The sequence below is a fragment of the Streptomyces sp. NPDC091682 genome (genome assembly GCF_044756625.1).
Lineage (GTDB): Bacteria > Actinomycetota > Actinomycetes > Streptomycetales > Streptomycetaceae > Streptomyces.
This window is the reverse complement of sequence record NZ_JBIVTH010000006.1, coordinates 240,157-253,149: the sequence shown is the minus strand read 5'-3', so window position 1 is coordinate 253,149 and position 12,993 is coordinate 240,157. Positions and strand designations below refer to the sequence as shown.

The window sequence follows — 12,993 nt, the reverse complement described above, 5'->3', positions numbered from 1 at the left end:
GGCTCTCTCGGCTCAGTCGTCTTCGTTGTCGCCGAAGTCGGGACGGACGCCCCGGGCTGCCATGACCTCGTCGTTGGAGGTGCCGGCGGCGACCATCGGCCACACCATGGCGTCCTCGTGGACGATGAAGTCGATCACGACGGTACGGTCGTTGATCGCGTTGGCCTCGGCGATGACCTTGTCCAGGTCGGCCGGGTCCTCGCAGCGCAGCGCCACGCAGCCCATGGCCTCCGCCAGCTTGACGAAGTCCGGGACGCGCGTGCCCTTGCGGGGCGCGATGGACTCGCCGAGCTGGGAGCCGACCGTGTCGTGACCCGTCTCGTCGGCGTGCAGGACGGTGTTGGAGTACCGCTGGTTGTAGAACAGGGTCTGCCACTGGCGGACCATGCCCAGCGCACCGTTGTTGATGATCGCGACCTTGATCGGGATGTTGTTCAGGGCGCAGGTGACCAGTTCCTGATTGGTCATCTGGAAGCAGCCGTCACCGTCGATCGCCCAGACCGTGCGCTCGGGCATGCCGACCTTGGCGCCCATCGCGGCCGGGACCGCGTAGCCCATGGTTCCGGCGCCGCCGGAGTTCAGCCAGGTACGGGGCTCCTCGTACTTGACGAAGTGCGAGGCCCACATCTGGTGCTGGCCGACGCCGGCCGCGAAGACCGTGCCCTTGGGCGCGAGCGCGCCGATCCGCTCGATGACCTGCTGCGGGGAGAGGCTGCCGTCGGCGGGCAGGTCGTAGCCCAGCGGGTACGTTTCGCGCCAGCGGTTGAGGTCGTTCCACCAGGCGGTGTAGTCGCCGGGGTTGCCCTCGGTGTGCTCGGCTTGGACGGCCTGGATCAGATCGGCGATGACCTCGCGGGCGTCGCCGACGATCGGGACGTCGACGGCGCGGTTCTTGCCGATCTCGGCGGGGTCGATGTCCGCGTGGATGATCTTGGCGAAGGGGGCGAAGCTGTCCAGCTTGCCGGTGACGCGGTCGTCGAAGCGGGTGCCGAGGGCGATCAGCAGGTCCGACTTCTGCAGCGAGGTGACACCGGTGACGCTGCCGTGCATGCCGGGCATGCCGACGTGCAGCGGGTGGCTGTCGGGGAAGGAGCCCAGCGCCATCAGGGTGGTGCAGACGGGGACGCCGGTCAGCTCGGCGAGGACCTTCAGCTCGGCGGTCGCGCCGGACTTCATGACGCCGCCGCCGACGTACAGGACCGGCCGCTTGGCCTGGCAGATGAGCTTGGCTGCCTCGCGGATCTGCTTGGCGTGCGGCTTGGTGACCGGCCGGTAACCGGGGAGGTCCTGGGAGGGCGGCCACGAGAAGGTGGTCTTCGCCTGCAGGGCGTCCTTGGCGATGTCGACGAGGACGGGCCCGGGACGACCGGTGGCCGCGATGTGGAACGCCTCGGCGATCGTCTTCGGGATGTCCTCGGCCCGGGTGACCAGGAAGTTGTGCTTGGTGATCGGCATGGTGATGCCGACGATGTCCGCCTCCTGGAAGGCGTCGGTGCCGATCGCCTTGGAGGAGACCTGACCGGTGATCGCGACGAGCGGGACGGAGTCCATGTGCGCGTCGGCGATCGGGGTGACGAGGTTCGTGGCGCCCGGTCCGGACGTGGCCATACAGACGCCGACCTTGCCGGTGGCCTGCGCGTAGCCGGTGGCGGCGTGGCCGGCCCCCTGCTCGTGACGGACCAGGATGTGACGGACCTTCTTGGAGTCCATCATCGGGTCGTACGCGGGGAGGATGGCGCCGCCCGGAATGCCGAAGACGGTGTCGCACCCCACCTCTTCGAGAGAGCGGATGAGGGACTGCGCACCCGTGACGTGCTCAACTGCGGCGGACTGCTGTCCGCCGGAACGGGGCCGCGGCTGCGGATGGTGGGCCCCGGTGGCCTGCTCGGTCATCGGCATTCTCTTCTCGAAGCTGAGGGTTTTACGCGGATTCGACTCTGTGCCAGTGCAACAAAAAACCCCTCGTGCCAGGAGGCAAGCGAGGGGAGCGCGTCGGGGGTGTTGAGCGGGGACAAGCAGGTCCCAGCTTCAGCCGACGCGCTTTCCAAGTACGAGAATTCGGGTGCGCATGGCATTGACCCTCCCTCTGGCGGGAGGGTGATGTCAAGTAGGTGGGACGGGCGTCTCATTATGTGAGCCTCTAAGGATGGCCATCGAGCCCCCGGAGGAGCCGCCGGCCAGTGCTGGTTGGGCCGCTCCGCCCGGTACTGGGAACGTACCGCGCACCAGCGCACGGCGCAGCCTGTACTCGTCGAGCGGGCCGGAAAAAGCCATTCCTTGGCCGTGCGTACACCCCATCGCGCGCAGCGCCAGGACCTGCTCGGGCAGATCCACTCCGTCCGCGACGGACCGCATTCCGAGGTCGTTTGCGATCCGCAAGAGACCTGCAGTGATCTTATGCAGGCGGGCGGACTCGACCACTCCCTCCACCAGGCCCCGGTCCAGCTTGAGCATGTCCACGGGGAGCCGACGCAGGGCGCTGATGGCCGCGTAGCCGCTGCCGAAGCCGTCCAGGGCGATGCCCACCCCGAGCCGGTGCAGGGCGGCCAGGCGGCGTTCCAGGTCGTCGAAGGGCACTCTGGGATCGGATACGGCGAGCTCCAGCACCAGGGCCCCGGAGGGCAGCCCGTGCCGGGTCAGCAGGGCCTCCACGGAGCCGAGCGGCATGGACCGGTCCAGGAGGCGCTGGGCGGTCATCCGCACGGCCACGGGCACGTCGTGCCCGGCCCGGTGCCGGTCGGCGGCCTGCTCCACGGCCTCCTCCAACAGCCATCGCCCCAGCTCGGCGGTGCGCGAGGCGTCGTGGCCGGCGGCGCCGGAGCCGCCACGCCCACCGGTACCGCCCTCGCTGTACTCGGCGACCCGGAGGAACTCCGCCGGGGTGAAGAGAATCCCCTGGGCCGAGCGCCAGCGGGCCTGCGCTGCGACGGCCGACACCTCCCCGGTGGCCAGCGAGACCACGGGCTGGTACAGCAGGGCGAACTCGCCCTCGTGCAGTGCCGTCCGCAGCCGGCCGGCCAGCTCGGCCTTGCGCACGACTTCGGCCTGCATCTGGGGGGCGTACATCTCGACGCGGTCCTTGCCGCCGGCCTTGGCCCGGTACATCGCGAGATCCGCGTTGCGCATCAGGTCCGAAGGGGTGATGCCGGGGTCGGCGAAGGCGGCTCCGATGCTCGCCGCGACCCGGACCTCGCTGGCGCCGATCCGGTACGGCTGGGAAAGGGTGGTGCGCAGCCGATCGGCGATCTCGCGTACCTGGTACTCACGGGCGCTGGGGTCGCGGTTTCCGTCGCCCAGGATCAGTGCGGCGAACTCGTCGCCGCCGAGGCGGGCCGCGGTGTCCCCGGCCCGGACCGAGTCCTGGAGCCTGCGCGCGGCTTCGACGAGCAGTTCGTCTCCGGCCTGGTGGCCGATGGTGTCGTTGACCGCCTTGAAGCCATCGAGGTCGATGAAGAGCACGGCGGTGCTGTGGTCGCCGGCGCGCCGGCCGGTCAGGGCCTGGCGCACGCGCCGGGTGAACAGGGCCCGGTTGGGCAGGTCGGTCAGCGGATCGTGTTCGGCGCTGTGCTGGAGCTGGGCCTGGAGCCGGACCCGCTCGGTGACGTCCCGACTGTTGAGGATGAGCCCGCCCTGGTGGCGGTTGACGGTGGACTCCACGTTGAGCCACTCGCCGCCGCCCGATTTGAAGCGGCATTCGATGCGGGTGGTGGGCTCCTCGGTCGGCGGTGCGGCGAGGAAGCGGCGCACCTCGTGGACCACCCGGCCGAGGTCGTCGGGGTGGATCAGGGAGGCGAGCTCGGTGCCGACCAGCTCTTCCGCCTCGCGGCCGTAGACCCCGGCGGCCGCGGGGCTGACGTAGCGCAGGGTTCCGGTGGGCGCGGCGATCATGATGACGTCGCTGGAACCCTGGACCAGGGAACGGAAGTGGTTCTCCTTCTGGGCCAGTTCCTGGGTCAGCGCGATGTTGTCGAGGAGCATGATGCCCTGCCGGATGACGAGGGCGAGCACGACCGTGCAGCCGGTGAAGACGACCATCCGGTCCACCTTCCTGCCGTCCACGACGTTGTACAGGATGCCGAGGGTGCACACGGCGGCCGCGAGGTACGGGGTGAGGGCGGGCAGCGAGCCGGTGATCGGGCGGCTGTGCGCCCGGTCCACGCGCGGGCGGCCGGCCGGCTCCGGGCCGGGATGGAGGCGCCGGGCGCCCCAGGGCGCGTACGCGAGGAGCAGCGAGCCTGCGAACCAGCCTGCGTCGAGCAGCTGTCCGGACTGGTACTCGGCGCTCAGGAGGGGCGAAGTGAACAGGGCGTCGCTGAGCACGGTCAGGGCCAGCGCCGCGATGGCGGTGTTGACGGCGGAGCGGTTGGTCTCGCTCCGCCGGAAGTGCAGGACCAGGACCATCGAGACGAGCGCGATGTCCAGGAGCGGGTAGGCGAGGGAGAGCGCGGCGCGCGGGACGCTGCCGGGGGCGCCGGACTGGGCGGTCCGTGCCGCGTGGGCCAGGGCCAGGCTCCAGGAGAGCGTGAGCAGGGAGCCGCCGATGAGCCAGGAGTCGAGCCCGAGGCACACCCAGCCGGCGCGGGTGACCGGCCGTTTGGCGAGGACGAGCAGGCCCACGATGGCGGGCGGGGCGAAGCAGAGGAAGGCGAAGTCGGCGAGCGAGGGTTTCGGCACTTCCTCGCCCAGGATCACCTCGTACCAGCCCCAGACCGCGTTGCCGCCGGCGCCCATCAGGGAGGAGAAGGCGAAGAGCAGCCAGGCGGGGCGTTCGCGGCTGTCGATCGCCCTCGCGTAGGAGTAGCAGGAGACCGCGGCGAGTAAGCCGGCCGCGCTGAGCCCGAAGTCGCCCATGATCTCGGCGACTTCCTCCGAGCCCCAGTTGAGGGCGGCGCCGACGGCGTACCCGCCGCTGACCACCGCGAGGAGCAGCTGCATCGCCAGGCCCTTGCCTCCGCCCGAGACGGAGGGCCGGTTCAGGAGCGCCGCCCCCGGGGTACTCACCGGTCCCCCTCGCCGGCTGGGTCCGGTGCAGCCCAGTCTCGGCAGCGTCGCCTCCGGCGGCCGTGCCGCATCGGATCCTTTGTCCATTGGCCGTACATCGCCCGTCGCCCCCCAAAGTGTCCGATCACTCCCCAGCGCCAGACGTTCGCGGCGCAGCCCCTTCTTCCGGACGATACACCACTTTCGTCACTCAGGGACATAGTCTCTCTACTCTCCGTTACCAATCGGGGAGTTGAGTCCACCCAGCGCATTCGAACGACTGCGGAGCGTGCGCACCGGGCGTCACTCGGTGATCAACACCGTGTGTTCCACCGGCTCACCGGCGGCGAACCGAGTGAGCTGGCGGGCCAGCAGGCGTTTGGCCCTCGGTTCGAACGCCGAGCTGCTGCCACCGACATGAGGGGTGATCAGGACGTTCGGAGCGTGCCAGAGCGGGTGGCCCGCGGGCAGCGGCTCCGGGTCGGTGACGTCGAGTGCCGCGCGCAGCCGGCCCGACTCCACCTCCGCCAGCAGGGACTTGGTGTCGACGACCGGACCGCGCGCCACGTTCACGAGCAGGGCGCCGTCCTTCATCCGGCGGAGGAAGTCGGCGCCGACCAGGCCCCGGGTGGCGTCGGTCAGCGGTGTCACGAGGACCACCACGTCGGCCCGGGGCAGAAGCCCGGGCAGGTCGGCGAGGGTGTGCACCGGCCCGCGTCCGGTGGTCCTGGCCGTACGCGCCACGCGCGCGACCGGGCCGCATTCGAAGGCCACGAGCCGGTCCTCGATCGCGGAGCCGATCGATCCGTAGCCGATGATCAGAACCGACTTATCGGCGAGGGCGTCGTAGAAACCGGAACGCCATTCCTCGCGGTCCTGGCCGCGGACCATGCCGGGGATGCCGCGCAGGGAGGCGAGGGTCAGCGCGAGGGCGAGTTCGGCGGTGCTGGCCGTGTGGACCCCGACGGCGTTGCACAGACGTACGCCGGGGCGCAGGTCGCCGAGGCGACCCAGCACGTCGTCGATGCCGGCGGTCAGGGTCTGGACGACCTGGACCGCGTGCATCGACGCCAGCGGGCGCACGGTGACCTCGGGGGACTTCATGTAGGGCGGCACGTAGAAGACGCAGTCGGCCGGATCGGCCGGGAAGGCGTCCTCGCCGTCCCAGAGGCGGTACCGGAAGGAGTCGGGGAGGCCCTCGATCTCCTCGGCGGGGAACGGAAGCCAGACATCCGGGGTCATTGCAGTCATGATCACGAGGCTATGCCAAGGCATCCGGATCAAGCCGTTAGTTTGATGGCCGGAGCCGGAGGGGGATGCAGGGGTGGAGCGCAGGTCGATCGGGGCGGGGGCGCTGACGGTGGGCGCCATCGGCCTCGGTTGTATGCCGATGAGCTGGGCGTACGCGCCTTCACGGCGGCGGGGGCAGGAGTCGCTGGCCGCCGTGCACACGGCGCTGGACCTGGGGTCGAACCTGCTGGACACGGCCGACGTGTACGGGCCGTTCACCAATGAGCTGCTGCTCGGGCGGGTGCTGCGGGATCGGCGGTCCGAGGCGTTCGTCTCGGCCAAGGTGGGACTGCGGGCGGGTGACCAGCACGTGGTCGCCGACGGGCGGCCCGGCTACCTGAGGCGGGCCTGCGACGCCTCGCTGCGGCGGCTGCGGACCGATGTCATAGACCTCTACCAGCTGCACCGGGTGGATCCGGACGTGCCCGTGGAGGAGACCTGGGGGGCCATGGCCGAGCTGGTGGGCGCGGGCAAGGTGCGGGCGCTCGGGTACTGCGCGCTGGGCGCCGGGGCCGGGCCCGGGGCCGGGCGGAGCCGGGACCGGGAGTACCGGACGACCCTGCGGCACTTGGAGCGGCTCCAGCAGGTGTTCCCGGTGAGCGCGGTGCAGGCGGAGCTGTCGGTGTGGTCGCCGCAGGCGGCGTGGCAGCTGCTGCCGTGGTGCGCGGCGCGCGGGGTGGGGTTCCTGGCGGCGATGCCGCTGGGCAGCGGGTTCCTCACGGGGACCCTCACGCCGGGTGAGGGGTTCGAGCCGCAGGACGTGCGGGCCCGGCATCCGCGGTTCACGGCGGCGGCGATGGCGTCGAACCAGGTGCTGCTGGCGGGGCTGCGGCAGGTGGCCCGTCGGCACGGCCCCGAGGTGACGGTCGCGCAGGTGGCCCTGGCCTGGGTACTGGCGCAGGGGCCGCAGGTGGTGCCGGTGCCGGGGGCCGACCGGGCGCCGTGGGCGGCGGAGAACGCGCGGGCGGCGGAGGTCCGGCTCTCGGCCGGGGACCTGGCCGAGATCGCGGCCCTTCCGGTCGAAGTGGGAGCCTGGGACTGATCCGGCACCGGCGGGGGCCGGGGTCGATCCGGGGACGGCCGGACAACCACTCGATCGAGTGTACGAGTGGTGGAACTTCGCGAACTGCCGGAGCTGTTGAGAGGGATGAAGGGCACGATCGGAGGACCGGAAGGGAGCAGGGCGATGCGATACGGAAGTTCTCCCGGGCGGGCGGGACCCGAGGGCGCGGGCGGGCGGAGCCGGAGTGTGGTGGCGGCGCTCGCGCTGGCCGGTTGCGGCGCCCTGCTGGCGGCGGGGTGCTCGCCGGAGGGTGTACCGGGCACGGGGCCGGCCGGCTCATCATCGAGCACGGCCGCGGCGGGCTCCGGGTCGCCGGGGCCGTCGGGGAGCCCGTCCTCGTCGCCGGAGGCCGCCGCCCCACCGGCGAAGGGGACCGTGACGGTGACCGGCGAGGTGGCCAAGGGGCTGGAGTCGCCGTGGGGCGTGGCCCCGCTGCCGGGCGGGGACCTCTTGGTGGCCTCGCGGGACAAGGGCACGATCAGCAGGGTCGCGACGGGTTCGGGCACAATGACCCAGATCGGCAAGGTGCCGGGGGTGGCTCCGGGCGGGGAGGGCGGGCTGATGGGCCTCGCCCTGTCGCCCACCTTCGCTTCGGACCGGCTGGTGTACGTGTACTTCACGACCGAGTCCGACAACCGCATCGCCCGGCTGCGGTACGACGAACAGAGACCTCCCGGACAGCAACTGGGAGCGCCCGACACGGTGTTCCGGGGCATTCCCAAGGGCCTCATCCACAACGGCGGCCGGATCGCCTTCGGCCCGGACAAGATGCTCTATGCGGGAACGGGTGAGACCGGTGACACCGGGCTCGCGCAGGACAAGAAGTCGCTGGGCGGCAAGATCTTGCGGATGACTCCGGACGGGGATCCGGTGCACGGCAATCCGGAGGCGGATTCCGTCGTCTACTCCTACGGCCACCGCAATGTGCAGGGCCTCGCCTGGGACAAGGACAAACGGCTGTGGGCGGCCGAGTTCGGCCAGAACACCTGGGACGAGCTCAATCTGATCGAGCCCGGCGCCAACTACGGGTGGCCCGAGGCCGAGGGAAAGGCGGGGAAGCCCGGCTTCCGGGATCCGGTGGCCGTGTGGAAGACCGATGAGGCCTCGCCGAGCGGGATCGCGTGGGCGCAGGGTTCGGTGTGGATGGCCGGGCTGAAGGGCAAGCGGCTGTGGCGGATCCCGCTGGCCGGGACGGAGCTGGTGGCGGAGCCGGAGCCCTTCTTGGAGGGCGAGTACGGACGGCTGCGGACGGTGGTGCCCCTCGGCGGGGACCGGATGCTGCTGGTCACGAGCGAGACGGACGGACGCGGGTCGCCGGAAGCGGGCGACGACAGGATCTTGACCCTGACGGTGCGGTGACCGGCGGCTTCCCGGCGGGGGACGAAGGGTGTGGTGGGCACGGTGTTCAACATGATCGAGGAGCTGTTCAACCCGGGACGCAAACACACGGACGAGGAGAAGAAGCGGCTGGAGCTGTCCCGGACCGACGTCAATGACAACGATCCGGGACGGGGTCCGATAGACCTCGACTCCGGCAAGGTACTCATACGCCTGGACGAGCAGCCTCCGGACGGGGACTGACCGGGGACGGTGCGGCGAAGAGACGCAGCCGGTGGGCGAGGGCGGCCGCCTCGCCACGGCCGGCGACGCCCAACTTCGCCAGGATGTTCGAGACGTGCACGCTCGCCGTCTTCGGTGAGATGAAGAGCTCCTCGGCGATCTTCCGGTTGGTGCTGCCGGCCGCCACCAGGCGCAGTACGTCCCGCTCGCGACTGGTCAGCCCGAGCGCCTCGACCGGATCGGTCTCCGGGACCGGCGCAGTGGCGGCGCTGTCGGCGTCGGTCAGCGGGAGGCGGGCGCGCTGGGCCAGCAGGGCCAGGTCTTCGCGCAGGGTGCGTGAGCCGATCCGCTCGGCGGTGGCGTAGGCCTCGCGGAGCAGGGCGCCCGCGGGCTCCCGGTCACCGGCGGCCAGCAGGGACTCCGCGAGCCGGTGGCAGGCCCTGGCCAGCAGGTACGGGCGCTCCAGCGGGCGGACGGCCTTCTCGACGGCGGTCCAGTCGGCGAGGGTGTCCCGAGCCTCGGCCCGGAGCAGCTCGGCCCGGACGTACTCGGCGTGGGCGGTCCACACCGGGACCGGGGTGGCCAGGGGGCGGGCGGCGGTGCGCAGCACGTCCAGGGCCGCGTCCCGGCCGGCCTCGGCGGCCGGAAGCCCCCGGGCGTCCGCTTCCGCGGTGGCGGCGGCAAGGAGCAGCGGCCAGGCGTAGCGGTGCTGCCCGAGCGGGAATCCGTAGGCGACGGCAGCGGCCGTCTCGGCTCGGACGTCGGCGATGCGGCCCTCTGCCGCGGCCACGCCGATCGCGAGGCGGTAGAGCGGGATCCGGTGCTGGGGCTGGGTCTCGTGGGTGCCGTAGTGGGTGTGGGCCGCGGCGAGCTGGTGGTTCGCCTCGACCGACTCTCCTCGAGCCAGGGCCAGGTAGGCGAGGCGTGCCGAGGCGCAGCCGCGCGGGGCGGCGCTCTGGCCGACCAGCAGGGTACGCCGGGCCGCTTCGGCGGCCTCGTCCCAGCGGCCGAGGCTGTAGAGGCTCTCGGCCATGTTCCCGCAGACCCAGGCCTCGCTGTCCAGGAGCCGGGATCTGCGGACCAGTTCGGCCCCTTGTTCGGCGAGTTCCACGGCTTCGTGGGACCGTCCCAGACTTTCCAGCTGAGAGGTGAGATTGATATGCGCACGCCCTGCCAGCATCGTGAGTCCGAGCTGCGTGGTCCGTTCCACGACCGCGCGCATCTCCGCGAGGCCCCCCTCTTCGTCGCCGGAGTCGGTGAGCAGGGCTCCGACCGTGATCCGGGCGTTGAGTTCGGTCTCCTCGGCGTCGACCATGCGTGCGTACTCGACCGCGCGTTCTGCGGCGGCGAGGTTGTCGGGTCCCGGCTTGTGGAGCATGCCCCAGCTCGCGGCCCGGACGAGGACCTCGGCGTGCACCTGGGACGGGGGCAGCCCCCGGACGAGGTCCTGCGCCCTGGCTATCTCCTCCCAGCCGTCGCCGCGCCCGAGGCCGGCGATCAGCCGGGAGCGCTCGGTCCAGAACCAGGCGGCCCGCAGCGGGTCGGGGTCGCCCTCCAGCAGGCGCAGCGCCGTCTTCGTGATCTTCAGGGCGCGGTCGCGCTCGCCGCCGTAGCGGGCCGCCACGGTGGCTTCGGCGAGCAGGTCGAGCCGCTGGAGCGCGGTGGTGGCCGGGTCGCAGCCGCACGGAGGGTAGACCTCTGTGTAGTCCGCCGGGCGAAGCGCCTCGATGACGTCTTCCGGGGCGCTGTCCCACAGGTCCATGGCCCGCTCCAGCAGGCGCAGTTGCTCCGAGTAGGCGTGTCGGCGGCGGGCCGCCACGGAGGCGGCGAGTACGGCGGGCAGTGCCTTGGCGGGATCGTTCGCGTGGTACCAGTAGCTGGCCAGCCGGATGACCCGCTCTTCGGCCCGGACCAGCGACCCGTCGGCCTCCATGGCCTCGGCGTAGCGGCGGTTGACACGGGCCCGCTCCCCGGGCAGGAGGTCGTCGCTGACGGCCTCGCGGACCAAGGAGTGCCGGAAGCGGTAGCCGTCGCCGTCGGGGGTGGCGAGCAGGATGTTGGCGCCGACGGCGGCGCGCAGCGCCTCGATCAGTTCGTCCTCGGTGAGCCCGGCGACGGCGCGCAGCAGCGGGTACTCCACGGTGGAGCCGCCCTCGGCGACGATGCGCACCAGCCCTTGGGTCTCGTCGGGGAGCACCTCGACGCGGACGAGGAGCAGGTCGCGCAGGGATTCGGTGAGTCCGGTGCGGCAGCCGCTTTCCCTGGAGGCGACGAGTTCCTCGACGAAGAAGGCGTTGCCGTCCGACCGGTCGAAGACGGAGTCCACGAAGTCCTCGTCGGGCTGAGCGGCGAGGATGCCGGCCAGTTGGCGGCGTACCTCGGCCCGGTTGAAGCGGGACAGCTCGATGCGCCGGACGGTGCGGAGCCGGTCGAGTTCGGCGAGGAGCGGGCGCAGCGGGTGACGCCGGTGCACGTCGTCCGCACGGTAGGTGGCGACGATGACGAGCCGGCCGCTGGTGAGGGTGCGGAAGAGGTAGGAGAGCAGGTGTCGGGTGGAGGTGTCCGCCCAGTGCAGGTCCTCCAGGACGAGGACGACGGTGCGGTCGGCGGCGAGGCGCTCCAGCATCCGGGCCGTCAGTTCGAAGAGCCGGGCGGTGCTCTCTTCGTCGTGCGGGCCTCGTGGGGTGTCGCCGAGTTCGGGGAGGATGCGGGCGAGCTCGTCCTCCTGGCCGGCGGCAGCGGCGGCCAGTTCTCCGGGCAGCAGCCGGTGCAGGATGCGCAGGGCCGTCGAGAACGGGGCGAAGGGAAGGCCCTCCGCCCCGATCTCCACACAGCCTCCGACGGCGACGACCGCGCCGCGGCGGTCCGCCGCGCAGAGGAACTCCTCGGTGAGGCGGGTCTTGCCGACTCCGGCCTCTCCCCCGATGAGCATCGCCTGCGGTTCCTGCCCGGCGGCCCGGGTCAATACGTCGGTGAGAACGGCCAGTTCATCGGCTCGGCCGACGAACACCGGGCTGACAGATCTGGTCTCCACGCCGCCGAGCATCGCACAGACGTCCTGCTCGGCGGCACTCACCGCCGGTGCGCCTCTCATCACGTGTCAGTTCGCGCGGTGTGCGGCGCGGAGCGGGGTGAACCGGCTCCGGAACGTTCTCACCCGCCGTCCGTGTTCCTGGCTCGGCAAGGAGGCGCGGTGGGCCCGCCGCGCCGCCCGGGCCGTGCGGTACTCGGCCGCCTCACGGATGAGGTCGGTGCTGCGGGCGGCGGTGGCGATCTCGTACTCGAACATCTCTGCTCCCTGGTCGCGTTGCTCGGGCACCTCGTTCGGTGTGATCCAAGATTCGCGCCCCAGGGGGTACCGGCACATCGGTCGCATGCCGCATCTACCGGGGACAGGGGCCTTAGTCCGGGGCCTGGGAGCCCCGGGCCGGTCCTGCGGACCTAAGGCAGTGCCTAGGCGCCGGCTCCGGCCGCCTTGGGAATGGCGAGGAGGAGGTCGAAGTACATGAGGACGAAGAGCAGGACGCCGAGGGCGCCCAGTCCGATGCCCGCCCAGGAGACGGACCGCACCCAGGTGGGGAGGGTGCGCTCGGGGCTGCTGAAGGCGGGGAGGGCCAGCACGAAGGTGGCGATGATCAGGGCGAGGGCGGAGAAGATGCCGTTGACCATCGCGGTGGCGTGCCACGGGTCGACGAACTGGGCGGCGATCTGCGCGTTGGCGTCGGCGGCCTGGCTCAGCTCCAGCCGGGCGGCGACGCTCGCACGCTCGGACACGATGCCCGCGACCCAGCTACCGCTGAGGGCGACGACGCCGAGACCCGCGGCGACGACCGCGAAGGCGGCGGATCCGACCTGGCTCGGCTCCCGGTCCTCGGCCTGGTCGTCGGCGAACGCCTCGTCGTCCAGGTCCGTGTCGGTGACCTCGTCGGTGACCTCGTCGGTGACCGCGGAGTCGGCTCCGGCCTCGGCCGGCTGGGGGGTCTCGGCCTTCTTGAGGTCGGCCGGGGTGGTGTCCGCCTCGGCGGCGTTCGGGGCGGGGGTCTTCGTGGTGTCCATGCGGGGCACCGTAGGTGCCCTGTCTGAGAGTCTTCTGAGAATCC

Annotated in this window: 9 protein-coding genes; 3 read left to right on the top strand and 6 right to left on the bottom strand. The window is 71.6% G+C overall.

The window, feature by feature from the left end; all coding sequences use genetic code 11:
• Window positions 1-12: 12 nt before the first annotated feature.
• The 3 genes from ACIQK6_RS16450 to ACIQK6_RS16440 form a co-directional block, all read right to left on the bottom strand.
• Window positions 13-1,899, bottom strand: coding sequence for an acetolactate synthase large subunit (locus tag ACIQK6_RS16450; protein WP_329098888.1), 1,887 nt, complete (start codon window positions 1,897-1,899; stop codon window positions 13-15).
• 204 nt (window positions 1,900-2,103) lie between these two features.
• The gene (locus ACIQK6_RS16445; RefSeq protein WP_402694985.1) at window positions 2,104-5,001 is read right to left on the bottom strand and encodes a putative bifunctional diguanylate cyclase/phosphodiesterase; all 2,898 of its coding nucleotides are present in this window, start codon (window positions 4,999-5,001) and stop codon (window positions 2,104-2,106) included.
• A 282-nt stretch (window positions 5,002-5,283) separates the two neighbouring features.
• Window positions 5,284-6,231 carry a 2-hydroxyacid dehydrogenase gene (locus ACIQK6_RS16440; RefSeq protein WP_329098889.1) on the bottom strand — a complete coding sequence of 316 codons (948 nt, stop codon included), beginning with the start codon at window positions 6,229-6,231 and terminating at the stop codon, window positions 5,284-5,286.
• Between the two features lie 73 nt (window positions 6,232-6,304).
• On the opposite strand from ACIQK6_RS16440, the gene ACIQK6_RS16435 reads away from it, so the two are divergent.
• The 3 genes from ACIQK6_RS16435 (at window position 6,305) to ACIQK6_RS16425 (ending at window position 8,914) form a co-directional block, all read left to right on the top strand.
• Window positions 6,305-7,312 carry an aldo/keto reductase gene (locus ACIQK6_RS16435; protein WP_329098890.1) on the top strand — a complete coding sequence of 336 codons (1,008 nt, stop codon included), beginning with the start codon at window positions 6,305-6,307 and terminating at the stop codon, window positions 7,310-7,312.
• A gap of 144 nt (window positions 7,313-7,456) precedes the next feature.
• Window positions 7,457-8,692: a PQQ-dependent sugar dehydrogenase gene (locus ACIQK6_RS16430; protein ID WP_329098891.1), complete on the top strand. Its 1,236-nt coding sequence runs from the start codon at window positions 7,457-7,459 to the stop codon at window positions 8,690-8,692.
• A gap of 51 nt (window positions 8,693-8,743) precedes the next feature.
• Window positions 8,744-8,914: a DUF6191 domain-containing protein gene (locus tag ACIQK6_RS16425; RefSeq protein WP_202505376.1), complete on the top strand. Its 171-nt coding sequence runs from the start codon at window positions 8,744-8,746 to the stop codon at window positions 8,912-8,914.
• Here ACIQK6_RS16425 and ACIQK6_RS16420 read toward each other — a convergent pair.
• From ACIQK6_RS16420 to ACIQK6_RS16410, 3 genes are all read right to left on the bottom strand, one after another.
• Complete coding sequence (locus ACIQK6_RS16420) at window positions 8,877-11,939, bottom strand: AAA family ATPase (protein ID WP_402695029.1); 3,063 nt, start codon at window positions 11,937-11,939, stop codon at window positions 8,877-8,879. The two genes, ACIQK6_RS16425 and ACIQK6_RS16420, sit on opposite strands and share 38 nt — an antisense overlap.
• 54 nt (window positions 11,940-11,993) lie before the next feature.
• Window positions 11,994-12,182 carry a hypothetical protein gene (locus ACIQK6_RS16415; RefSeq protein WP_329098892.1) on the bottom strand — a complete coding sequence of 63 codons (189 nt, stop codon included), beginning with the start codon at window positions 12,180-12,182 and terminating at the stop codon, window positions 11,994-11,996.
• Between the two features lie 164 nt (window positions 12,183-12,346).
• Window positions 12,347-12,949, bottom strand: coding sequence for a hypothetical protein (locus tag ACIQK6_RS16410; protein ID WP_402694984.1), 603 nt, complete (start codon window positions 12,947-12,949; stop codon window positions 12,347-12,349).
• Between the last annotated feature and the right edge of the window lie 44 nt (window positions 12,950-12,993).

Excerpts from the sequence above, each read along its gene's own strand:
- ACIQK6_RS16450 (WP_329098888.1), bottom strand. The coding sequence starts at position 1,899 with ATGCCGATGACCGAGCAGGCCACCGGGGCCCACCATCCGCAGCCGCGG.
- ACIQK6_RS16440 (WP_329098889.1), bottom strand. The coding sequence starts at position 6,231 with ATGACTGCAATGACCCCGGATGTCTGGCTTCCGTTCCCCGCCGAGGAG.
- ACIQK6_RS16430 (WP_329098891.1), top strand. The coding sequence starts at position 7,457 with ATGCGATACGGAAGTTCTCCCGGGCGGGCGGGACCCGAGGGCGCGGGC.
- ACIQK6_RS16425 (WP_202505376.1), top strand. The coding sequence starts at position 8,744 with ATGATCGAGGAGCTGTTCAACCCGGGACGCAAACACACGGACGAGGAG.
- ACIQK6_RS16420 (WP_402695029.1), bottom strand. The coding sequence starts at position 11,939 with ATGCTCGGCGGCGTGGAGACCAGATCTGTCAGCCCGGTGTTCGTCGGC.
- ACIQK6_RS16415 (WP_329098892.1), bottom strand. The coding sequence starts at position 12,182 with ATGTTCGAGTACGAGATCGCCACCGCCGCCCGCAGCACCGACCTCATC.
- ACIQK6_RS16410 (WP_402694984.1), bottom strand. The coding sequence starts at position 12,949 with ATGGACACCACGAAGACCCCCGCCCCGAACGCCGCCGAGGCGGACACC.